The following is a 20,833-nucleotide window of genomic DNA, read 5'->3' as shown; positions in this document are numbered from 1 at the left end:
CTAGGCATTGCGATGCCTTCCATCACGTAACTTGATCGCCAAAGCAGAAATGGCCATCGCAATCAGTGAACTCATTCACTTGGGAGGCCGGCCGTCGCCAGCATCCAGCGTAACCGCGCTTACACAAGCCTGAGGGCAGGCAGGCAGGCGAGCGCGCGGCTTACACGACTTCGATGACCAGGGCCGGATCAAATTGCGGGTTCTCGTTCACGCCGTTCTTGGCGTAGCCGCGCGGGTTGCAGACAACGCGCGTGCCGTTCACCACATAGTCAAAACTGTCGTGGGTATGGCCGTGTATCCACAACGCGGCATGTTTCCCGTCGATGAGCCGTTCGGCATCGGAGACGATGCACGCGTTAAACGGCGAGCCCGCAAATCGCGGATGAATGCTTTGCGGCGAGGGAGCGTGATGGGTGATGGCAACGGTTTTGCCCGCAAAAGGCTCTGCAAACTGTTCTTCAAGCCAGTTCGCGTGACGCATGAACGCCACGGCAGACAGGTCCGGCGTGAACACGGTTACGGACGCGTCGTCCATTTGAATTCTGCTGAAATCACGAATGAAGCTCAAAGCTTGGCTGACAGCCTCATTGCGCTTCTCGCCATCGCCAAATAGCTGGAAATCGGTCCACAACGTGGTCCCAAGAAAACGCACGCCGCCGATCACGACCGCGGTGGTGTCGAGCACCTGAATACCACTGCCGCTGCACAACTCCTTCATTTCCTGAGCCGTCGAGGCAATGCTGCTACCGCATAACTCGTGATTGCCTGGCACGTAAAGAACGGGCTTGGTGAGGGCGCTTGCCCAGGTGATGGCTTCTGTGGCGGGCGATGTCTCCCGCAAGAATGATGATGTCTGCATCCGTTTGTGGCACCTCAAAGCCAGCGACGCTTAAATGCAGGTCAGAAAGGATGTGAAGCTTCAACGGTTGGGTCCTCTAACAAATGAATGGGGCGGGTCGGTCCCTTAATTTTTTGCGGCGGCGCAACATTGAGGCTACCCGGCAGACAGAACCCGTGGTAGCCCGGTTCGACATGGTAATTTATAAGGAATATGGCTCTAGCCCTTTAACAACCTGCGGTAGAAGCTATGAAATTTGATGGCGTATCGCCCCCGCGCCAAAGGCGTAGATGACCGCCATCAGCGCGGTTTATCCAGCGAATACAGCAGTTGCGCCTTCACCTCGGGCCATTCACCCGAGCGCAGGCTATACATCACCGTGTCGCGAATAGTGCCGTCGCGGCGCAGGGCGTGGCCGCGGATCACGCCGTCTTTTTTGGCGCCCAGCCGCTCTATGGCCGCTTGCGAGGCGTGGTTGAAGTTGTCGGTGCGCCAACCCACCACGTGGCAGTCCAGCGTCTCGAAGGCGTGGGTCATCAGCAGCAGTTTGCAGGTGCTATTGACATGAGAGCGCTGCGCGCTTTTGGCATACCAGGTATAGCCAATTTCGACGCGTTTCACAGCGGGCAAAATGTCGTGGTAGCTGCTCGTGCCCAGCACTTTGCCAGTGGCCTCCTCAAGCACGGCAAAGGCAAAGCGGTTGCCCGCTTCGCGCATGGCCAGCGCGTCTTCGATGTATTTCCGGGTGTTTTCCGGCTCGGGCACCGAGGTGACGCGGATGTTCCACAACTCGCCGTCAGCGGCGGCAACGCGCAAACCCGTTTCGTGTTCGAGCGACAGCGGCAGCAGTGTGACCCCGGGTGCGCTGAGCGTGACCGGTTCAACAAAAACCATTCATTTCCCCAAAAGAATCTTAAAAATGCAGACCCGTCCAAGCATGTCGCGCGGTAGCCAGTGGGGGTAGCCCCCGATTTCTGGTACTCCAGTATGAGGGGGATGCCCCCACTGGCTTCCGCGCAGCGAGACCTCGTTCATGCCTGAGTCCAGGAAGTCAAACCTTTGTCGCAAGCCGGAAAAAGCAAAGCACCTTACCGATTTCGGCTCTGCATAAACACCAGTTTTTCAAAAAGCGAGACGTCCTGCTCGTTTTTCAGCAGCGCGCCCACCATTGGCGGCACCGCTACCTTGTCGTTCTCAGTCTGCAGGACGGACGCCGGAATGTCTTGCGCCAGCAGCAACTTAAGCCAGTCCAGCAACTCGCTGGTGGAGGGTTTTTTCTTCAAGCCGGGCAGGTTGCGGATGTCGAAAAAGGTTTTCATCGCGGCTTGCAGCAGCTCGGCTTTGAGGCCCGGAAAGTGCACATCCACAATTTGCTTGAGCGTGGGCGCATCGGGGAACTTGATGTAGTGGAAGAAGCAGCGGCGCAAAAATGCGTCTGGCAGCTCTTTCTCGTTGTTGGAGGTGATGAACACCAGCGGGCGGTGGCGCGCCTTGACGAGCTCGCGCGTTTCGTAGCAATAGAACTCCATGCGGTCAAGCTCGCGCAGCAAGTCGTTGGGGAATTCGATGTCGGCCTTGTCAATCTCGTCAATCAGCAGCGCCACCGGCTGGTCGGCGGTAAAGGCCTGCCACAGCACGCCTTTGACGATGTAGTTGTGGATGTTTTTGACGCGCTCGCCGCCATCCACGTCGGACAACTGCGAGTCACGCAGGCGGCTCACCGCGTCATATTCGTACAGACCTTGCTGCGCCTTGGTGGTGCTTTTGATGTGCCATTGCAGCAGCGGCAGGTTGAGCGCACTGGCCACTTCTTCGGCCAGCATGGTTTTGCCAGTGCCGGGCTCGCCTTTGACCAGCAGCGGGCGCTGCAGGGCAATAGAGGCATTCACCGACAGCATCAGGTCAGCGGTGGCAACGTAGTTTTGGGTGCCTTGGAATTTCATGGTGGTGGTCTGGTTGGGGCAGGGTCTATACGGGCTCAGTGGCAATGCGGGTTCAGGTTGGCCAGCGTGTGATGGTACGGCAGGGGCGACTTAGTCCTGGGTGGCGCGGCGTTGCACGCAGGCGATGTAGGTCGGGCCATCAGGCGGGCGGCCAGCGCGCTGGCTCTGCCACATCATCTGGCCCAGGCAGTCCATCACCTCATGGTGCGCCTCGTGCAATGAATCTCGCCGGTAGGTGAGCAGTTCCACCGCCTGGCGGATGCCGCGCGGCTGGTCAATGCTGCATTGCTCGGTGATCGACAGGTGCATGGACAGGTGCAAAAAGGCGTTGCTCTTGCCGTCTTCAAGGCGGTCCATGCTGGCCAGGGCGGCGTCCAGGTCGGCCAGCTCGTAGTGAAATTCGGGATGCTCGTTCATCCACAGTGACGCTATTGTCTCCATAGCGTCCAGCGCTTGTTCTGCTTGGGCTTTGGCGTAAACAGAGCAAAAAAAGCGGCGAACGTCGGCTTGGGATGGGTTGAACATGGTGGTTTAATTGTCGCCCTATGTTGCTGCCAGATGCTTTCCCCCTGATCACCGAACCCTATTTCTACATGGTCACCATTCCTGCGGTGCTGCTGATGGGCATCAGCAAAAGCGGCTTTGGTGCCGGTTTTGGCTCGCTGGCGGTGCCGATGATGGCGATGGCAGTGAGTGTGCCGCAGGCGGCCGCCATTTTGATGCCGGTGCTGCTGCTGATGGACGTTCTGGGCATGGCGGCGTTTCGTAAAGACTTCGACATGAAGCTGCTGCGCTTCCTGCTGCCCTGGGGCCTGTTGGGGATTGGTGTGGGCACGCTGCTGTTCAAGGTGCTCAGTGTGCATGTGGTGGCCGGGATGGTTGGCGCGTTCACGCTGCTGTTTCTGGCGCAGCGCGTGGCCTTTCCACCCAAGCCAGACAGCCCGCCGCCGCCCAAATGGCTGGGGGCAGTGCTCACCGCTACCTCGGGGTTTACCAGTTTCATCGCCCATGCTGGCGGGCCGCCGGTCAATGCCTATGTGATCCCGATGCGCTTGTCGCCGGTGCGGTTTACCGCCACCATGGCGTTTTTCTTCTTTGTGATCAACCTGTCCAAATGGATTCCGTATGCCTGGCTGGGCTTGCTGGACTGGCGCAACATGGCCACCTCGCTGGTGCTGTTGCCGATTGCACCGTTTGGTGTGTGGGCCGGGGTGTGGCTGGCGCGGCGCATCAGCCAGCTGTGGTTCTATCGGTTTTTGTACACCGGCATGTTGCTGACCGGTCTCAAGCTGCTGTGGGATGCTTTTTAAGGCGAGCCAAATGCTACAAAATAAATAGCTACTGGCGCTTATTTTATAAGGGCTAGAGGCCTATTTGATTCACAACCTATTGCAAGGTAACGTCGGGTGAACCAGGGTCGGGCTCAATCGGCAGAGGCATGGCAAACTGCTCGCTGGCCCAGGCGCCAAAGTCGATCTTCTTGCAGCGCTCGCTGCAAAACGGCCGAAACGCATTGCTGGTGGCGTAAAGGCTTTGGCCACCACAGCGCGGGCAGATGACCCATTTTTCAGGAATGACGGGGGGTGATGCAGGTTGGGTCATGCAGGTTGGGTCATGCGCACAGCGCCAGCTCGAACGACACGTCCTCATTCACCAGATGGGGGCGCTGGTCGTCGCCTTGGCGCATCAGCCGCACCGACACCATCAGCCGATTGCCGCTGATTTCGGGTATGAGCCCCTGTGCAGCATCCAGTGCCACGCGCATCAGCAAAAAGGTGCGTCCTTGCGGCAGCGTCTGTTGAAACTGGCCGCCATTGGCGATGACTTTTTGCGGTGAGCCCGAGTCGCGCAGCAGCTTGAGCATCATGTGCACTGCATCAGCCAGCGGGGTGAGGGGGCTGATCCACTGGTGTAAATCCGTTTGTCGGACGATGCTGGATTTATGCTGCCAGGCGTAATACGAGGGCAAATCGAACTCGCAAGTGCCGCCAGGAATGCTGATGCGGCTGCGGATGCTCATCAGCCAGTCGTTTTCAGTCAGCGGTTGCCCGGCCTTGCCTTGCTGGGTGTTCAGGGCCGTGAAAACCTGATCGATCTGGCCCACCACCCGGTCCAGCACCGCCTCGGCAATGGCTGGGTTGCCACGGTAAGCATCGAGCACGTTTTTTTGCCGGTCCAAGTCTTTCAGCAGGTCAGATTTCAGGTCAGCGCGCCCGGCCACGTCCATGATTTCAAACAAGGTCACCAGCGCAAAGTGGTGATCCAGCGCGTCTGTGCGTGTCACCAGTTGCTGCAGCCGCAAAAAAAGGTGCTCCAGCCGCAGGTAGGTGCGGACGCGCTCATGAAGGGGATGTTCGTAAAGGATCACGCTTGGTGCAGACGGTCTGGGTTAGCGGTCAATGATAGCCCGAAGCGCGCCGCTAACTTGTCGACTTCCGCGCGTAAAACCTGCAAAGACATGCTGTCATTGAAGACCACCGCGTCTGCAGCCTGTAGCCGACGCAGGCGAGGCGATTGGGCGGCGATGATGGCTTGCACCGCAGAAGCGTCGAGTTGGCTGCGCGCCATCACCCGCTGAATTTGGGTTGGCACCGTGCAATCCACCACCAGCACCGCATCCACCCGGGCGCGCCAGTGGGCTGACTCGACCAGCAATGGCACATCAAATACCAAACAACGGTGCCCGGCTGCGGTGGCCGCATCGGCCTGGCGCCAGGTTTCCTGCCCAACCAGCGGGTGAATGATGGCTTCCAGGCGTTTTCTGGCGCTGGCATCTGCAAAAGCCAGGCTGCGCATCCGGTCGCGGTTGAGCGCGCCTTCCACGGTGATCATCTCGTCACCAAACGTGTCGCGAATCAGGGGAATCGCCGGGCCGCCAGGCGCGGTCACAGAGCGCGCAATGGCATCTGCGTCCATCACTGCCGCGCCCAGGTCCGCCAAAAAAGCGGCGACCGTGCTCTTGCCACTGCCAATGCCGCCGGTCAGCCCCAAGCGCAGTACGCCCGCCATGGGTTAGAGGCCTACCGCGCTCAAAATGGTTTGCGGTCCAAAGATCATGGCCGTCAAGCCAGCACCGGCCAGAAACGGCCCAAACGGGATGTAGCCGCCTTCGCGCAGGCCGCTGGAAAACTTCATGGCGATGCCGACGATGGCGCCAATCACCGAGGCCATCAAAATCATCGGCACCAGCGCCTGCCAGCCAAACCAGGCGCCTAAAGCGGCAAACAGCTTGAAGTCGCCAAAGCCCATGCCATCCTTGCCAGTGGCCAGTTTGAAGCCCCAGTAAACCAGCCACAGCGACATGTAGCCGCCCACAGCGCCCCAGACCGAGTCGGCCAGGCTGACCGGTGTCCAGGCCAGCGCAGCAGCGATCAAACCCGCCCAGACAAAGGGCAGGGTGATGTTGTCGGGCAGCAGCGTGGTATCCCAGTCGATCATGCACAGGGTGATCAGTGCCGCGGCAAATCCGCTCCAGACCATGCCCGCTGGCGTGAGGCCAAAGCGCCAGGCGCAAAAGAAAAACAGTGCACCGGTGACCAGCTCGACCGCCGGGTAGCGCAGGCTGATGGGTGTGCCACAGTGTTTGCATTTGCCGCGCAGCACCAGGTAGCTGAGTACCGGAATGTTCTCCAGCCAGGACAGCTGGTGGCCGCACTTCTGGCAGCGCGAGCGCGGCACCATCAGGTTAAAGGGCGCCGTCTCGGGCAGCTCTTTGCCAGCCAGATCAGCGCACTCGGCTTTCCACTGCGCGTCGAGCATGACCGGCAGGCGGTAGATCACCACGTTGAGAAAGCTGCCGATCAGCAGCCCTAGCAAGCCCCAAAGACCGGCATCGAAAGCTGTTGACACGTATGGGGACTGACTCAGCATGGCCGTCTCTCCTGTTGATCTATGCCACTTTTTCGGACAGCCATCCTGTGGATTGCAAAAAAACCAGTCACCATCGGGTGCATTTCTATCAATTTCCTTAAAAGTTGCTGTTATTCAAAAAGCTTGGCTGCGACCGACCAACATCCATCTTACGATGCATGCCGTGCTGTTTGGCTAGGTCTAGACTTAGCGCTGTGGTTAACCAACATTTTTTTCAAGGAGTTTTTTTATGAGCAATCTCACTGCAACCCAAAAAGAGAAACTGATGAGCGACTTGCAGGTCGTCATTGGTGACGCTGAGGCCCTCCTGCGAATGACCGCAGACGAGGTCGGCGAGGCCGCTTCCGAATTGCGTGGACGCCTGATGGACCGCATGCATCAAGCCAAGACCGAGTTGGCACATTTGCAGCAGGCTGCCGTGGCCAGGGTCAAAGAAGCCGGTCATGCGACAGATACATTTGTCCACGAGAACCCCTGGAAGTCGATTGGCATTGCTGCCGGTACAGGCCTTGTCATTGGTTTGCTGATTAGCCGCCGCTAGACGGCTTGGGGTAGGTCGGACCCTGAACCCCAAAAAGGTAACCATCAAACCCGCAAGGCCGACGTCAAACCACCTGACCGAGCTTGAAGATGGGCAGGTACATGGCCACGACGATGCCGCCAATGACGGTACCCAGAATCACAATGATGATGGGCTCCATTAGGCTGGAGATGCCGGCCACCATGTCATCCACCTCAGACTCGTAAAAGTCCGCCGCTTTGCCCAGCATGTGGTCAATGGAGCCGGATTCTTCGCCAATGGCGCACATCTGCAGCACCATCGACGGGAACAGGTTGACGTTAGTCATGGCGGTTGTGAGCGCGGTGCCGGTGGAGACTTCCTGCTGGATTTTGATGGTGGCGTTCTCATACACCCAATTACCCGCCGCGCCGCCCACCGAGTCCAGCGCCTCCACCAGCGGCACCCCAGCCGCAAACATGGTGGAGAGCGTGCGCGTCCAGCGGGCGATGCTAGATTTTTCCACCAACACACCAAAAACTGGCATTTTCAGCATCAGCTTGTCCATGAAGATCTGCACCTTTTTGTTGCGCTGCCAGGCCTGCATGAAAAAGTAAAAGCCGCCTCCCAGGCCGCCAAAAATCAGCCACCAATAGGCCACAAAAAACTCGCTCATGGCAATCACCACCAGCGTCGGGGCGGGCAGGTCGGCACCAAAGCTGCTGAACACTTCCTTGAACGAGGGCACCACAAAGATCATGATCACCGCCGTGACCACAAAAGCCACGATTAACACCGCAATCGGGTACATCAGGGCGGACTTGATCTTCGACTTCATTGCCTCGGTTTTTTCCATGTACACCGCCAGGCGGTCCAGCAACTGGTCCAGAATACCGGCGGCTTCACCGGCTTCGACCAGGTTGCAGTACAGGGCATCAAAGTGCAGCGGGTATTTGCGAAACGCCGTGCTGAGTGAGGTGCCGGTTTCCACATCGTTGCGAATGTCGTTGAGCAGACGGGTCACGCTGGGGTTAGGGTTGCCGCGGCCCACAATGTCAAACGCTTGCAGCAATGGCACGCCGGCCTTCATCATGGTGGCGAGTTGGCGCGTGAAAATGGCAATATCTTTGGGCCTGATGCGCTTGCCCGCGCTCATGCGGCGCTTCTTGATCTTGGTGGGCAGCACGCCTTGGCGGCGCAGCGCAGCGGTCACCTGATTTTCGCCACCGGCACGCGTTTCCCCACGCACCTGCTTGCCATTGCGGTCTTTGCCTTCCCACTCGAAGACAAATTCCTTGACGACTGCCTTCCGTTTTGCTTTCTCAGTTGCCATGGTGCGCCGTATGTGTTGGTTTATTCATTGGTGACTGCCAAAACCTCTTCCAGGGATGTCAGCCCTTGTTTCACCTTGTATAGGCCGGATTCGCGCATGGTCTTGACACCCTCACGCTTGGCCTGCTCAGCAATCTCCAGCGTACTGCCGTCGCGCAGGATGATGCGCTGGATGTCCTCGCTGATTGGCATCACCTGGTACAGGCCAACCCGGCCTTTGTAGCCATTGTTGCAGGCGTTGCAGCCCACCGGGTGGTAAGGCTTCCAGCTGCCGTCGAGGTCTTCCGGCTTGAAACCCGCCTCCAGCAGAGCCTTGTCCGGGATCTCAATGGCTTTTTTGCAGGTGGGGCACAGCCTGCGCGCCAGACGCTGGGCAGAAATCAGCAACACGCTCGACGCAATGTTGAACGGCGCAATACCCATATTGCGCATCCGCGTGAGCGTGGAGGGCGCATCGTTGGTGTGCAATGTTGATAGCACCAGGTGACCGGTTTGCGCCGCCTTGATGGCAATATCGGCTGTTTCCAGGTCGCGAATTTCGCCGACCATGATGATGTCGGGGTCTTGCCGCAGAAACGACTTGAGCGCTGCCGCAAAGGTCAGCCCGGCCTTCTCGTTGACATTCACCTGGTTCACGCCCGGCAGGTTGATTTCAGACGGGTCTTCCACTGTGGCAATGTTGACACCAGGCTTATTCAGCAGGTTCAGGCAGGTGTACAGCGACACGGTTTTGCCCGAGCCAGTCGGGCCGGTCACCAGAATCATGCCGTAGGGGCGGCTGATGGCCTGCATCAGCCGCTCTTTTTCTTCTGGCTCGTAGCCCAGCGCTTCAATGCCCATCTTGGCGGTGCTGGGGTCCAGAATCCGGATCACGACTTTTTCGCCAAACAGAGTTGGCAAGGTGCTGATCCGGAAGTCGATGACGCGGTCTGGCCCGATCTTGAGCTTCATCTTGCCGTCTTGCGGCACACGTTTCTCGGAGATGTCCATCTTTGAGATCACCTTGATGCGCGAGGCCAGCTTGTCCTTGATGGCAATCGGCGGCGAGGCAATCTCGCGCAGCTCGCCGTCAATGCGAAAGCGCACCCGGTAGTTGTGCTCATAGGGCTCAAAGTGCAAGTCCGAGGCGCGCATGGAAAACGCGTCGAGCATCATCTTGTGCAAAAACTTGACCACTGGCGCATCGTCTACTTCAGAAGATGCGGCAACCGCACTGTCGTTGACCTGCTCGGTCACCAGGTCGTCAAATTCGAAATTCTCACCAATGATGTTGTCGATGGTTTCCGAGGCACTCAGCGTGTTGCTGGACACCAGCTTGAGCAGCTTGTCGTACTCAGCCACCACCCAGTCGACACTTTGACGGGTGGAAAATTTGATTTTTTCAGCAGCTTGCTGGTCAGACGGGTCGGCGGTGGCCACGATTAGCCGGTTTTGCCGCTTGCCCAGCACCACCAGTCGAAAGTCCTGACAAATTTTGTTGTCCAGCAAACCATGCGGTAACAGTTGCGGGTTGATCGCGTCCAGGTCGATGATCGGCACCGCAAACGCCAGCGACAGTGTCTGCGCCAAGTCGGTGGCCGAAACCGCGCCCGAGCCGGTGAGCTCGGCAATGAAGCTCGACCGCTTGGCTTGCGCCTTGCGGAAAATGTCTTCGGCAAACTTCAGATCAAGCTTGCCCGCCATGACCAGCGTGCGCCCCAGACCCGGCAAGGTGCTGGCAGGCATGCTGAGCGGCATTGTTTCGGTGATGGCCATAAGGTTGAGAATGTACTACCTGCAGCGTATTTTCAAATGGCGGGTCTTGCCCGGCAAGACAGTAATCGGCATATACGCGACGTATTTGTCAAGAAAGCAAGGCCTGCGCGAACTCCTGCGCGTTGAAGGTCTCCAGGTCTTCCAGCTTTTCACCCACCCCAATGAAGTACACCGGAAGCGGCCGCTCACGCGCAATGGCTGCCAGCACGCCGCCCTTGGCGGTGCCGTCGAGTTTGGTCACGATCAGGCCAGTCAGCCCCAAAATGTCGTCAAAAGCCTTCACCTGGCTGAGCGCATTCTGGCCGGTGTTGCCGTCAATCACCAGCAAAATTTCATGCGGTGGCACGCTGTTGGCGCTTTGGCTGGTGGTGTTTCCCAGGTCTTGCAGCGGGCCGGTTTTTTGAATCACCCGCTTGATTTTTTTCAGTTCCTCCATCAGGTGCAACTGGGTTGGAAGCCGCCCAGCGGTATCCACCAGCACCACATCGCGGCCACGCGCTTTGCCCGCACTTACCGCATCAAACGCCACCGCGGCCGGGTCGCCACCTTCCTGGCTGATGATGTCCACGGTGTTGCGGTCAGCCCACACCCCCAATTGCTCCTTGGCCGCCGCCCGGAAGGTGTCGGCTGCCGCCAGCAGCACGGTGGCGCCTTCGCTGGCCAAATGCCGGGTGAGTTTGCCAATCGAGGTGGTTTTGCCTGCGCCGTTGACCCCTGTGACCATGATCACCGTGGGTGTGTACTGGCCGATGCGCAAGGGTTTTTGCAACGGTGCCAGCAGCGCGGCCAGCGACTGCACCAGCAGCCCCTTGACGGCGGTCGGGTCAGTCGTTTTACTGTCCTTGACCCGGCGCTTAAGGTCTTCCAGCAAGTGTTCAGTGGCTTTGACACCGGTGTCGGCCATCAGCAGGGCGCTTTCCAGGTCTTCATAGAGTGCGTCGTCAATTTGCGTGCCGGTGAACACCGTGGCAATACTGGTCCCGGTTTTGCGCAGCCCGGTCTTGAGCTTGGCCATCCAGGAACTGCGCACCGGTGGTGCAGCGGGCGCAGTCGCAGTGGGGGCCATTACCAGGTTGCTGGGCACGATCAACGCGGCGGGCTCTGCTGGCGCGGCTGGTAAAACGGGTGCTGAAACGCTTGGCGGGGCTTCAGGTGCTGGCGGCGTGACGGCGGGCGGTGCGGGGGATTTTTTTTTGAAGAAGCTGAACATTTTGGGGTTTCGTGGTATCACAGCATTCTATGAAACGCCAACCCCCCTTTGTCACGCCTTTTTGTGTTGCCACTCGTTGCCTTTTGCCAGCGTTGATAGCGATGTTTTTCACCCATCCGGCCGTTGCGCAAGTCGCCCCCGTGCCCATCGCCCCGGCGGCCAGCGCCAGCCCTGTTGAGGCCACGCGCGCCCAGCAATTCACCCTGGCCAACGGCATGACGCTGATCGTCAAGCCGGATCGGCGCTCCCCCACGGCAGTACATATGCTGTGGGTGCGGGTAGGTTCGATGGACGAGGTGGACGGCACCTCAGGCGTGGCGCACGTGCTGGAACACATGATGTTCAAAGGCACACCCAAGGTGCCCGCCGGTGAGTTCTCGCGCCGCGTGGCGGCTTTGGGTGGGCGCGACAACGCTTTCACCAGCCTTGACTACACCGGCTACTACCAGATGGTGCCAGTGGCGCGCCTGGAAGACATGATGCGCCTGGAGTCAGACCGATTTGCGCACAGCCAGTGGCCCGACGCGGAGTTTAAGAAAGAGCTCGAAGTGGTCAAGGAGGAGCGTCGCCTTCGCACAGAAGATAACCCGCAAGCCCTTATGTATGAAGCGCTGAATGCTACTGTCTTTGTAGCTTCTCCGTACCGCCGCCCGATTGTTGGCTGGATGAGTGACCTGCAAGCTCTGACACCTGACGACGCCCGCGCCTTCTACAAGCGCTGGTACGTGCCCGCCAATGCGGCAGTGGTGGTGGCGGGCGATGTGGACGTGGCCCGGGTGCGCGCACTGGCCGACAAGTATTACGGCAGCCTGCCCACGCGCGCCGTGCCGCAGCGCAAACCCCGCGTCGAGCCTGCTCAGGCGGGTATCAAGCGGCTGGATTTCAAGGCGCCTGCTGAGCAAGCCAACGTGGTGCTGGCCTACAAGGTGCCGTCGCTGCAATGGCGTGCAGACGCCACCACCGACAGCGACGCGCTGGCCCTGACGGTACTGGCAGCGGTGCTGGACGGCTACCAGGGCGCCCGTCTGGAACGCAGCCTGACGCAAGGCCCACAGCGGGTGGCAGACAGCGCTGGCGCCTACAACGGCTTGTGGGGCCGTGGCCCGCAACTCTTCATCCTGACCGGTGTGCCAACCGCGGGTAAAACCCCTGAGCAGGTGGAGCTGGCGCTGCGTGCGCAGGTGCAGCGCATTGCCACAGAGGGCATCACCGAGTCTGAGCTGGCGCGTGTCAAAACCCAGTGGGTCGCCAGCGAGGTCTACAAGCTGGATTCTCTTTTCAATCAGGCGCGCGAGCTGGGCGACCAATGGGCCCAAGGCCTGCCCACGGATGCAGGCGATGTCTTGGTGCAACGTCTGCGTGCGGTCACCGCGGAACAGGTGCAGCAGGTGGCGCGCCAATATTTTGGCGACGACCAACTTACCGTGGCGCATCTGCTGCCTCAGCCGCTTGACACCACCCGCAAGGCCCGCACCCCACCCGCAGGCTTCAGGCATTGATGCACCCGCTACTAAGACCCATGAATACTATAAAAAAACTAGCTACTCGCGCAATACTGACGGGGGCTACAGGCCTATTTCTTACAAATTTCGCGTGGGCGGGCATTCCCATTGAACACTGGACTCAGCCCAGCGGCGCGCAAATCTACCTGGTGCCCAGCCCGGCGATTCCGATGCTCGACGTGCAAATTGACTTCGACGCCGGTAGCCGCCGTGACCCGGCAGATAAAGCGGGCCTCGCCAGCGCAACCGCCAGCATGGTCAGCAAAGGCGTGCGTGCGGGCGTTGGCGCAGGTGAGCCTGCGCTGGATGAAAACGCCTTGGGCGAAGCCTGGGCTGACCTGGGTGCCAGCTTCGTGGCGCATGCGGGTGACGACCGCATGAGTTTCATGTTGCGCGCGCTTTCTTACCCAGATTTGCTGGGCCGATCGGTGGATTTGGCCGCCCGGCAACTGGCGCAACCGGCCTTTCCCGCTGACGTCTGGCAGCGCGAGCGTGGCAGCCTGCAATCGGCGTTGAAAGAGGCCAACACGCGCCCCGGTACTTTGGCTGGCCGCGCCTTTGCCCAGGCGGTTTACGGCCAGCACCCCTATGGTTATGAGATGACCGAGAGCAGCTTGAACAACATTGAGGTCGCCGACATGGCGGCGCTGTATGGTCGGGTGATTGCACCTTGCCGCGCCAAGGTCACCCTGGTGGGCGCGATCAACCGCGCGCAGGCCGACACCTTGGTGCAGCAACTGCTCAGCCGCCTAGCCGAGGAACGGCCAACGTCGGTGGTGGGCTGCGCGCCGCTGCCTGATCTGGCCGAGGTGCAGCCGCTGGGCAGCGCGGTTGAGCAACGAATCGCCTTTGACTCAGCGCAGGCGCATGTGCTGATCGGCCAGCCGGGTTTCAAACGCGATGACCCTGACTTTTTTGCCTTGACCGTGGGCAACTACATCCTGGGCGGCGGTGGCTTTGTCTCGCGGCTGACCCATGAGGTGCGTGAAAAGCGCGGTCTGAGCTACAGCGTTTACAGCGGGTTTTCGCCTGGAAAGCATGCGGGGGCCTTCACCGTCGGCCTGCAAACCCGGCCTGATCAGGCCGATGAGGCAGTGCGGGTGACGCGCGAGGTGCTGGCCAAGTTTGTCGCCAACGGGCCAACCCAGGCCGAGCTGCAGGCTGCCAAAGACAACCTGGTGGGGGGTTTCCCGCTGCTGATCGACAGCAACCGCAAGCTGCTCGGCAATGTGGCCAACATCGCCTGGAACAACTTACCGCTCAATTACCTCGACGTATGGACCCAGCAGGTGGAAAAAGTCACGCTGGCGGACATCAAAAGTGCGTTTGGGCGCAAACTGCAGCCAGACAGGATGGTCACCGTGGTGCTAGGTGGTCCGCCCGCCAGCCGCTGAGCGATTCGCCGACGGGCCTTTTGCGTGGGAAACACGCGATAACATGCCGCTGATGAAAAAAGACCCCCCCAAGCCTTACCGCAAACCTGTGCGCCCACGCGCTGTGCAAACCCACGAGGTGCGCATCATCGGTGGCCTGCTCAAGCGCACCAAATTGCCGGTGACCGACAAGCCCGGCCTGCGCCCCACACCCGACCGGGTGCGCGAAACCTTGTTCAACTGGCTGGGACAGGATTTGACCGACTGGCGCTGCCTGGACGCCTTTGCGGGCACCGGCGCGCTGGGGATCGAGTCCGCATCACGTGGCGCTGCGGCCGTCTTGCTGGTGGAAAACGATGCGGCCTTGGTAGCCCAACTCAAGCGCATCGTCGATCAATTGAAGCTGACCGGTGTGCAGGTGTTGCGCGGTGATGGTCTGTCGACGCTGCGCCAGGCTTCACCCGCCAGCCTGGAGGTGATTTTTTTGGACCCGCCATTTGACTCAGATGTGTTTGAAGCGGCCGTACAAGCTGCCGGGCAAGCGGTGACAGCCGATGGCTTTGTCTACCTGGAAGCCCCTAGCCGCTGGACCGATGAACGCCTGCAAACCTGCGGACTGCAGGTTTACCGCTACCTGAAGGCAGGAGCGGTGCACGCGCATTTGCTACAGCGCGCCCATGCTGCCACAGTGTGAGCACCTTGGCAGCGGCGTGGCAGCACGATAATCATTTCTTTCCACGGCTTGAGAGGTCTGCCCCATGCCCCATCAATTGACAGCGGTTTATCCCGGAACGTTCGATCCGATCACACTCGGTCACGAAGACATCGTGCGTCGGGCAGCTCAGTTGTTTGACCGCGTGATTGTTGCCGTAGCGGCTGGGCACCATAAAAAGTCGCTGTTTTCGGTGGAGCAACGGGTTGACATGGCGCGGGTGGCGCTGGCAGATATTCCCGGTGTAGAGGTGGCCGAGTTTCACGGCCTGCTGCGCGACTTTGTTATCGCCAGTGGCGCCAAAGGCATGGTGCGCGGCTTGCGCGCTGTGACCGACTTTGATTACGAATTCCAACTGGCCGGCATGAACCGCACCCTGATGCCCAAGGTGGAAACCATTTTTCTGGCACCTAGCGACAAATTCCAGTTCATCTCCAGCACACTGGTGCGCGAGATCGCCACCCTGGGTGGTGAGGTGGACCAATTTGTCTCGCCGGGTGTCAACCAGCGGCTGCTCGACAAACTGGGCGGTGCCGCTGCCTGACCTGTTTATTTGGAGAAAACCATGAAGATTCTTTTGCCCTTTGATGGCTCGGCCGCTGCACTGGAGGCTGTTTTGATGGCAATTCGCTTGGCCGCTGACGGGCTTGACACCTCGGTGGTGCTGGCCAATGTGCAGGAGCCCGCCAGTCTGTACGAGCTGATGTTGACCCAGGATCCACAGCTGATCGAGCAGGTGAGCGCCGCTGCCGGCGCCAACACCCTGAAGCCCGCCCAGGCTCTGCTGGGGGAAGCAGGCGTCGCCTTTGAGAGCGAAGTAGCGACCGGCGACCCCGCACACACGCTGGTCGACATTCTGGAAAACTATGGCTGTGACATGGTGGTGATGGGTGCCAGCGGCACCAGCACCCTGCGCAGTGCGTTGCTGGGCTCGGTGTCCAACGAGTTGCTGCATGCCGCAGGTGTGCCAGTCATGATCGTGAAGAGCTTTGAAGATCCGACCTCGGAAGTTGAAGTGCAGGCCTGATGCCCAGCGTCTTTTTTTGCTCAAACGACTCTCAGAACCCGGCTCATGGCTTTATTGATCACCAACGAATGCATCAACTGCGATGTGTGCGAGCCTGAGTGTCCGAACCAGGCGATTTTCTTGGGGGCGGAAATCTACCAGATCAACCCGGACAAATGCACCGAGTGCGTCGGTCACTTTGACGAGCCCCAGTGTGTACAGGTGTGCCCGGTGAACTGCATTCCAGTCGACCCGGCACATGTGGAAGACCGCGAGACACTGTTTAAGAAGTTTCAGCGGCTGCAGGCGCAAGCGAAAGCACCCGCCACCCCTGGGGTATCAAGCTAAGCACCGCCGTTGACTGCTTGGGTTTTTTCAACGGCGTTTTTTCAATTAACGCGCGCCGTCTGTCCGTTTCTTGTGGGGCTTGCTGATTTTTTGTACCGTGCCGGGTGCCACCGCGGTGAAGCCGTCGGGTTTGTGTGGCCTGTTTAAGCGCGGCTTTCGGGCGTAAACCAGCACTGGCTCGGCTGCGGGTTCTTTTGCGGTTTGGCGGGCTTGCTTGAGTTTTGCTGCGCTGTCAGCTATATGGGCGCGCTCGGCGGCCAGCGCCGCTTCGTTGGTCAGGCGGCTTTGCTGCATGTCTTGGCCGAGTTCGGCGTCACGCTTGGTTTGGGCGTCCATGCGTTTCTTTTCTGCCGGATCGCGGGTGTCGTCCACGTTTAGCGTGGTGCTGCCCTGGCACGGCGTCTGGCTGTAGGTGGTGCCACATTTATAGACTTTTTCGGCTCTAGCCCAATGGCTATATGCGCCAATAGCTATCAATACTAAAGCAACCAACCAGCGTTGTTGGGTCATAATACGTTGGGTGCAGCAGCCGTTCGAGTCGGCTCTGCCGCCTCCAGTGTGCCGCTGGTCGGCGTCGGGCGTGTCGGTCTGGGTAGTTTGGGTCGTGGCGGCTTGCTGGTGTGGATCAGCCGGGTGGCCTGTTCCATGTCGCCCACCAAAAGCTTCGCCAGTGCGGTTAAAGCCCGGTCAATGCTTTGTTCGATGGCGATGCGGTGGTCTGGCGAGGGTTTTTTGAGTACCCAGTTCACGACTTCGGCCTTGTTGCCCGGGTGGCCGATACCCAGGCGCAGTCGCCAGTATTGATCGGTACCGAACTGCGCATGGATGTCGCGCAGTCCGTTATGACCGGCGTGGCTGCCGCCGAGCTTGAGCTTGGCTTCGCCGGGAGCAATGTCCAACTCGTCATGCGCTACGAGCATCTCTTGCGGACTGATTTTGAAAAAATTGGCCAGTGCTGCGACAGATTTGCCACTCAGGTTCATAAAGGTCTGGGGCTTGAGCAGCCAAACCGTTTGCCCATTGACGACTGTTCGGGCGGTTAGGCCGTGGTAGCTTTTGTCCATGACAAGCGGCGCGTTCAAAGCCTTGGCAACCGCATCAAGCCACCAGAAACCAGCATTGTGGCGGGTCTGGTCGTAGTCTGGGCCGGGGTTTCCCAGGCCAACAAGTAGTCGAATCATGGTGCGGATTATGCAATTGCAGGCGTTAAAAAGCCCACCGAAGTGGGCTCTTGGGCAGTCCGTGTGGACTTATTTCTTCGCAGCGGGTTTGGCGGCTGGCTTGGCGTCGGCTTTGCCTGCTGGCTTGGCAGCAGCAGCAGCAGCGGGAGTTGCCTCAACAATCACTTCAGCAGCGGCAACCACCACAACAGACACTACCACCGGATTTTTGTTACTACCGCGGGTGCTGGCCTTGACGCCCTTTGGCAAAGCGATGTCTTGCAGGTGCAGCGAACTGCCCTTGCGCAAGCCGCTCAAGTCCACCTTGATGAATTCAGGCAGGTCGGCGGGCAGGCACAACACGTCGATTTCACTGAGGACGTGGTTGGCAATGCAACCTTCGGACTTGATGGCGACCGACTCGTCGTCACCGACAAAGTGCAGTGGCACCTTCATGTGCAGCTTGGTGGTGGCGTCTACACGCTGGAAATCAACGTGCAAAACGAGTTGTTTGAAAGGGTGCACCTGCACGTCACGCAACAAAACTTTTTGTTCGGTACCGGCGATGTCCATGTCCAGAATGCTGGAGTGGAAAGCTTCTTTTTTCAGGGCATGCCACAAAGCGTTGTGGTCAACTTCGACCATCTGGGGCGGCGTAACACCGCCGTAAACGATGGCGGGTGTGCGACCGGTGATGCGCAGACGGCGGCTCGCACCCGTACCTTGCATGGCGCGCTCAAAAGCGACGATTTTCATAAACTAACTCCTGATGGGGCCGACCGCGACCAGTGCGACCCTGATTAAAAAAAGCCCGTTATCCGGAAATGGATGCGAGCCGCTTCAGATTCTCATCAGAACAGGTTGTCCTGATCAGAAAACAAACTCATGACCGACTTGCCTGCCGCAATGCGGTGGATGGTTTCCGCAATCAGTGGCGCCACATTGACCTGCCTGATCTTCGGGCAGGCGATGGCGTTGGGGTTCAGCGGAATGGTGTTGGTGACCACCACCTCGTCTAGCGCCTCACCATTGCTGATACGGTCAATGGCCGGACCGGAGAAGATTGGGTGGGTGCAATAGGCATACACCTTTTTGGCGCCGCGTTGCTTCAAGACCTCAGCCGCTTTGACCAGCGTGCCAGCGGTGTCAATCATGTCGTCCATGATGACGCAGTTGCGGCCTTCGATTTCACCGATCACATGCATGACTTCACTAACATTGGCGCGCGGACGGCGCTTGTCGATGATGGCCAGGTCACAGTCGAGTTGCTTGGCCAGCGCCCGTGCGCGCACCACACCACCGACGTCAGGCGAGACCACAATCAGGTCGTCGTAATTTTTCTGGCGCAGATCACCCAGCAGCACTGGCGAGGCGTAAATGTTGTCGACAGGAATATCAAAAAACCCCTGGATCTGGTCAGCATGCAAATCCATGGTCAGCACGCGTGCTACACCAACAGCTTGCAGCATGTTGGCCACCACCTTGGCAGAAATCGGCACGCGGCTGGAGCGCGGGCGGCGATCTTGCCGGGCGTAGCCAAAATAGGGAATGACGGCGCTGATTCGCTCGGCAGAGGCGCGCTTGAGCGCGTCCACCATGATCAGCAGTTCCATCAGGTTTTCGTTGGTGGGCTGACAGGTGCTCTGCACCACAAACACATCACGGGCCCGCACGTTCTGTTTGATTTCAACGGTGACTTCACCGTCTGAGAAACGCCCGACCTCGGCAGCGCCTAACCGGGTCTTGAGGTGTAGGGCAATGTCTGCCGCTAGGGAAGGATTGGCATTGCCGGTGAAAACCATGAACTCGGGAGGTTGATCGGCTTGCATGGTGTTCCAAATGGTGTCGCTACGGTTGCCGCATGTTGGCAAACAACATGCAAAAAATTTGGCAGGGGAGGAAGGATTCGAACCTTCGCATGCTGGAATCAAAATCCAGTGCCTTAACCGACTTGGCGACTCCCCTACACAGGTGTGCCATGCAGACATGGCACACCAATAAACTTAGTCTAAACAGCCCACCCTTGCAGGGGATGAACTGGCAGGTTCTTGCATGACTTGCCTTGAAACTGGTCAGGTACACAGGCCTCAACGTCATGCAAAATTTGCGCAAACACCGCACTTCCAGAGCCTGTCATCCGACCCTTGAGCCCTGAGTCTTTGAGCCAGAACAAAGCCTGACTGATCTCTGGACACAACTGCTGAGCAACGCCCTGCAAGTCGTTTCGGCCATAGCCGAAGGCGTCTGCAGCGAAGCCTGTGAGTATAGCGGGTTCGGTATCTCTTTTTAAATCGGGGTGTGAAAAAATTCGCTGGGTTTCCAGCCCCGCAGCCGGTTTAAGCACCAGAAATCGCGCTGGGGGAATATCAACCGGCTGCATGGTTTCACCAATACCCGTGACCCAGGCGTTGTGGCCACCCAGAAAAAACGGTACGTCGGCACCGAGCTTTAGGCCAATCGTCATCAGGCTGCTCAGGCTCAGCTTCAGCCCCCACAAGCGGTTCAGCACGAGCAAAGTGCTCGCCGCATCAGATGACCCGCCACCCATGCCGGCTTGAGCGGGAACTTGCTTGTCGATGGCGATATGGGCGCCATGACGCGTGCCCGTGGCTTGCTGCAACGCCTGCGCTGCGCGCAAGATAAGGTCGTGTGGCGGCAGTGGCGTGGTCAGGTCTTCGCGGCTGATCTGGCCGTGCGTGCGCAGCTCGAAGTGCAGGGTGTCGCTCCAGTCGATGAGCATGAACACCGACTCCAGCAAGTGGTAGCCATCGGGCCTGCGGCCAACAATATGCAAAAAGAGGTTGAGTTTGGCCGGGGCGCAAATATCGTAGATGGACTTCATGGTGATGCAGGAGGCTGGACGCCCGTTAAGCTCAGTTGTCAAGCACTACCTGCAACTCAGCGGGAAGCGCGGGTGCCGTGCGGCGCGCCGCTATTTTCCCCTGATTTCTGGCAGAAAGATCGACTTGCCAGCCGTCGACTTCTTGGTTTTGCCCAGCCAGCCAGGCAAACAGAGCGGTCACCGGCACATCGGTGCCAAGCACCAGCGTGATCAGTTGCGCTAGATCTCTGAATTGGCGGGTTTCGCCATGGGCTTGAAGGACTGCGTTGATGGGCGTCCATTGAATGCCAGCGGCCGTGCTGCCTAAAGGGGTGTAGAGCCGCAGTTCACCCTGGTCCGGATTGCCTTGCAGTTCAAACGCTGCGCTGAAGGACTGGTCTTGCGCCTGCGGTTGATTCGGGTCTGCCTGTACGCGGACTGACAAGCGCCCAGCCCAGAATGAG

The 20,833-nt window shown here is 59.2% G+C and carries 25 protein-coding genes and 1 tRNA gene; 8 read left to right on the top strand and 18 right to left on the bottom strand.

The window, feature by feature from the left end:
• Positions 1–160 precede the first annotated feature (160 nt).
• The 4 genes from BLL52_RS00360 to BLL52_RS00345 form a co-directional block, all read right to left on the bottom strand.
• Complete coding sequence (locus BLL52_RS00360; protein ID WP_241838932.1) at positions 161–859, bottom strand: metallophosphoesterase; 699 nt, start codon at positions 857–859, stop codon at positions 161–163.
• A gap of 279 nt (positions 860–1,138) precedes the next feature.
• Positions 1,139–1,732, bottom strand: coding sequence for a GNAT family N-acetyltransferase (locus tag BLL52_RS00355; protein ID WP_075584765.1), 594 nt, complete (start codon positions 1,730–1,732; stop codon positions 1,139–1,141).
• A gap of 194 nt (positions 1,733–1,926) precedes the next feature.
• Entirely contained in the window at positions 1,927–2,781 is an 855-nt protein-coding gene (locus BLL52_RS00350; protein WP_075584764.1) for an AAA family ATPase, read from the bottom strand.
• Between the two features lie 90 nt (positions 2,782–2,871).
• Positions 2,872–3,306: a DUF1841 family protein gene (locus tag BLL52_RS00345; RefSeq protein WP_075584763.1), complete on the bottom strand. Its 435-nt coding sequence runs from the start codon at positions 3,304–3,306 to the stop codon at positions 2,872–2,874.
• Between the two features lie 20 nt (positions 3,307–3,326).
• Here BLL52_RS00345 and BLL52_RS00340 point away from each other — a divergent pair, with 20 nt between their 5' ends.
• A complete protein-coding gene (locus BLL52_RS00340; protein ID WP_075584762.1) occupies positions 3,327–4,091 on the top strand; it encodes a sulfite exporter TauE/SafE family protein in 765 nt (254 codons plus the stop codon).
• Positions 4,092–4,167: 76 nt separating this feature from the next.
• Here the strand turns inward: BLL52_RS00340 and BLL52_RS00335 are convergent, their stop codons facing one another.
• From BLL52_RS00335 to BLL52_RS00320, 4 genes are read right to left on the bottom strand one after another with little or no spacing between them, the layout of a single operon-like run.
• Positions 4,168–4,383, bottom strand: coding sequence for a DNA gyrase inhibitor YacG (locus BLL52_RS00335; protein WP_075584761.1), 216 nt, complete (start codon positions 4,381–4,383; stop codon positions 4,168–4,170).
• A gap of 10 nt (positions 4,384–4,393) precedes the next feature.
• Positions 4,394–5,149, bottom strand: coding sequence for a cell division protein ZapD (zapD, locus tag BLL52_RS00330; RefSeq protein WP_075584760.1), 756 nt, complete (start codon positions 5,147–5,149; stop codon positions 4,394–4,396).
• The gene (gene coaE, locus BLL52_RS00325) at positions 5,146–5,790 is read right to left on the bottom strand and encodes a dephospho-CoA kinase (RefSeq protein ID WP_075584759.1); all 645 of its coding nucleotides are present in this window, start codon (positions 5,788–5,790) and stop codon (positions 5,146–5,148) included. The genes zapD and coaE overlap by 4 nt, the downstream gene beginning before the upstream one ends.
• Positions 5,791–5,793: 3 nt before the next feature.
• Complete coding sequence (locus BLL52_RS00320; RefSeq protein WP_075584758.1) at positions 5,794–6,651, bottom strand: prepilin peptidase; 858 nt, start codon at positions 6,649–6,651, stop codon at positions 5,794–5,796.
• Between the two features lie 229 nt (positions 6,652–6,880).
• Here BLL52_RS00320 and BLL52_RS00315 point away from each other — a divergent pair, with 229 nt between their 5' ends.
• Positions 6,881–7,192: an ElaB/YgaM/YqjD family protein gene (locus BLL52_RS00315; RefSeq protein WP_075584757.1), complete on the top strand. Its 312-nt coding sequence runs from the start codon at positions 6,881–6,883 to the stop codon at positions 7,190–7,192.
• A 64-nt stretch (positions 7,193–7,256) separates the two neighbouring features.
• On the opposite strand, the gene BLL52_RS00310 is transcribed toward BLL52_RS00315, so the two are convergent.
• From BLL52_RS00310 to ftsY, 3 genes are all read right to left on the bottom strand, one after another.
• Positions 7,257–8,483, bottom strand: a complete 1,227-nt coding sequence (locus BLL52_RS00310) for a type II secretion system F family protein (protein WP_075584756.1) — start codon at positions 8,481–8,483, stop codon at positions 7,257–7,259.
• 20 nt (positions 8,484–8,503) lie between these two features.
• Positions 8,504–10,237, bottom strand: a complete 1,734-nt coding sequence (gene pilB, locus BLL52_RS00305; protein ID WP_075584755.1) for a type IV-A pilus assembly ATPase PilB — start codon at positions 10,235–10,237, stop codon at positions 8,504–8,506.
• A gap of 88 nt (positions 10,238–10,325) precedes the next feature.
• On the bottom strand, positions 10,326–11,447 hold the full coding sequence (ftsY, locus tag BLL52_RS00300; protein ID WP_075584754.1) for a signal recognition particle-docking protein FtsY: 1,122 nt from the start codon (positions 11,445–11,447) through the stop codon (positions 10,326–10,328).
• A 29-nt stretch (positions 11,448–11,476) separates the two neighbouring features.
• On the opposite strand from ftsY, the gene BLL52_RS00295 reads away from it, so the two are divergent.
• The 6 genes from BLL52_RS00295 to BLL52_RS00270 all read left to right on the top strand — a co-directional run bounded on the left by BLL52_RS00295 (position 11,477) and on the right by BLL52_RS00270 (position 16,388).
• Complete coding sequence (locus tag BLL52_RS00295) at positions 11,477–12,946, top strand: M16 family metallopeptidase (RefSeq protein WP_083633696.1); 1,470 nt, start codon at positions 11,477–11,479, stop codon at positions 12,944–12,946.
• A gap of 20 nt (positions 12,947–12,966) precedes the next feature.
• Positions 12,967–14,343, top strand: a complete 1,377-nt coding sequence (locus BLL52_RS00290) for a M16 family metallopeptidase (RefSeq protein WP_075584752.1) — start codon at positions 12,967–12,969, stop codon at positions 14,341–14,343.
• Positions 14,344–14,386: 43 nt separating this feature from the next.
• On the top strand, positions 14,387–15,016 hold the full coding sequence (gene rsmD, locus BLL52_RS00285) for a 16S rRNA (guanine(966)-N(2))-methyltransferase RsmD (protein ID WP_083633695.1): 630 nt from the start codon (positions 14,387–14,389) through the stop codon (positions 15,014–15,016).
• A 64-nt stretch (positions 15,017–15,080) separates the two neighbouring features.
• A complete protein-coding gene (coaD, locus tag BLL52_RS00280) occupies positions 15,081–15,578 on the top strand; it encodes a pantetheine-phosphate adenylyltransferase (RefSeq protein WP_075584751.1) in 498 nt (165 codons plus the stop codon).
• A 21-nt stretch (positions 15,579–15,599) separates the two neighbouring features.
• Positions 15,600–16,061 carry a universal stress protein gene (locus BLL52_RS00275; protein WP_075584750.1) on the top strand — a complete coding sequence of 154 codons (462 nt, stop codon included), beginning with the start codon at positions 15,600–15,602 and terminating at the stop codon, positions 16,059–16,061.
• A gap of 45 nt (positions 16,062–16,106) precedes the next feature.
• Positions 16,107–16,388, top strand: coding sequence for a YfhL family 4Fe-4S dicluster ferredoxin (locus BLL52_RS00270; RefSeq protein WP_075584749.1), 282 nt, complete (start codon positions 16,107–16,109; stop codon positions 16,386–16,388).
• Positions 16,389–16,433: 45 nt separating this feature from the next.
• Here BLL52_RS00270 and BLL52_RS00265 read toward each other — a convergent pair whose 3' ends face one another.
• The 7 genes from BLL52_RS00265 to BLL52_RS00235 all read right to left on the bottom strand — a co-directional run bounded on the left by BLL52_RS00265 (position 16,434) and on the right by BLL52_RS00235 (position 20,814).
• Complete coding sequence (locus tag BLL52_RS00265; RefSeq protein ID WP_075584748.1) at positions 16,434–16,898, bottom strand: hypothetical protein; 465 nt, start codon at positions 16,896–16,898, stop codon at positions 16,434–16,436.
• On the bottom strand, positions 16,895–17,569 hold the full coding sequence (gene pth / locus BLL52_RS00260; RefSeq protein ID WP_075584747.1) for an aminoacyl-tRNA hydrolase: 675 nt from the start codon (positions 17,567–17,569) through the stop codon (positions 16,895–16,897). Before pth ends, BLL52_RS00265 begins: the two co-directional genes overlap by 4 nt.
• Before the next feature lie 69 nt (positions 17,570–17,638).
• On the bottom strand, positions 17,639–18,304 hold the full coding sequence (locus BLL52_RS00255) for a 50S ribosomal protein L25/general stress protein Ctc (protein WP_075584746.1): 666 nt from the start codon (positions 18,302–18,304) through the stop codon (positions 17,639–17,641).
• 95 nt (positions 18,305–18,399) lie between these two features.
• A complete protein-coding gene (locus BLL52_RS00250; RefSeq protein ID WP_075584932.1) occupies positions 18,400–19,377 on the bottom strand; it encodes a ribose-phosphate pyrophosphokinase in 978 nt (325 codons plus the stop codon).
• A gap of 59 nt (positions 19,378–19,436) precedes the next feature.
• Positions 19,437–19,513 (bottom strand) — tRNA-Gln (locus BLL52_RS00245).
• A gap of 43 nt (positions 19,514–19,556) precedes the next feature.
• Entirely contained in the window at positions 19,557–20,390 is an 834-nt protein-coding gene (gene ispE, locus BLL52_RS00240) for a 4-(cytidine 5'-diphospho)-2-C-methyl-D-erythritol kinase (RefSeq protein ID WP_075584745.1), read from the bottom strand.
• Positions 20,391–20,421: 31 nt separating this feature from the next.
• Complete coding sequence (locus BLL52_RS00235; protein ID WP_241838928.1) at positions 20,422–20,814, bottom strand: lipoprotein insertase outer membrane protein LolB; 393 nt, start codon at positions 20,812–20,814, stop codon at positions 20,422–20,424.
• Between the last annotated feature and the right edge of the window lie 19 nt (positions 20,815–20,833).

This window comes from Rhodoferax antarcticus ANT.BR (genome assembly GCF_001938565.1).
GTDB lineage: Bacteria > Pseudomonadota > Gammaproteobacteria > Burkholderiales > Burkholderiaceae_C > Rhodoferax > Rhodoferax antarcticus.
Note: the sequence above shows the minus strand (reverse complement) of the source record. Positions and strands in the feature narration are given on the sequence as shown.